Raw genomic sequence first — 327 nt, forward strand, 5'->3', positions numbered from 1 at the left:
CCAGCCATCGAGGAACTGCTGGGTCGCAAGATCAAGTGCGAGATGCCGCCTGACGAGCTGCTCAAGCCGGTGCCGCGCAAGCATCACTGATGCAGGCCGCTTACCGCTCCTGTAGGAGCGGCCTTGTGCCGCGAAAGGGGCGCAGAGCGGCCCCAGGGATTTCAGCCTTGAGCAGGCATTGCCGGGACCGCTTCGCGGTCCTTTCGCGGCACAAGGCCGCTCCTACAGTGAGGGGGCGGCGGCGCACTTTGACTACCAGCGCTGCGCGGCATCCTGGTCGCTCTGCTTGCCTTCCACCCACCGTGGCCCCTCCTGGGTATTCTCCTT

General features: G+C 65.7%; 1 pseudogene. It reads right to left on the bottom strand.

What is annotated here, in order from left to right:
• Window positions 1-252: 252 nt before the first annotated feature.
• A pseudogene (locus ACNFG0_RS22905) lies at window positions 253-327 on the bottom strand (molybdenum cofactor biosynthesis protein MoaE); the annotation flags it as partial.

The sequence above is a fragment of the Pseudomonas sp. NY15372 genome (assembly GCF_048068215.1).
Classification (GTDB): Bacteria; Pseudomonadota; Gammaproteobacteria; order Pseudomonadales; family Pseudomonadaceae; genus Aquipseudomonas; species Aquipseudomonas guariconensis_A.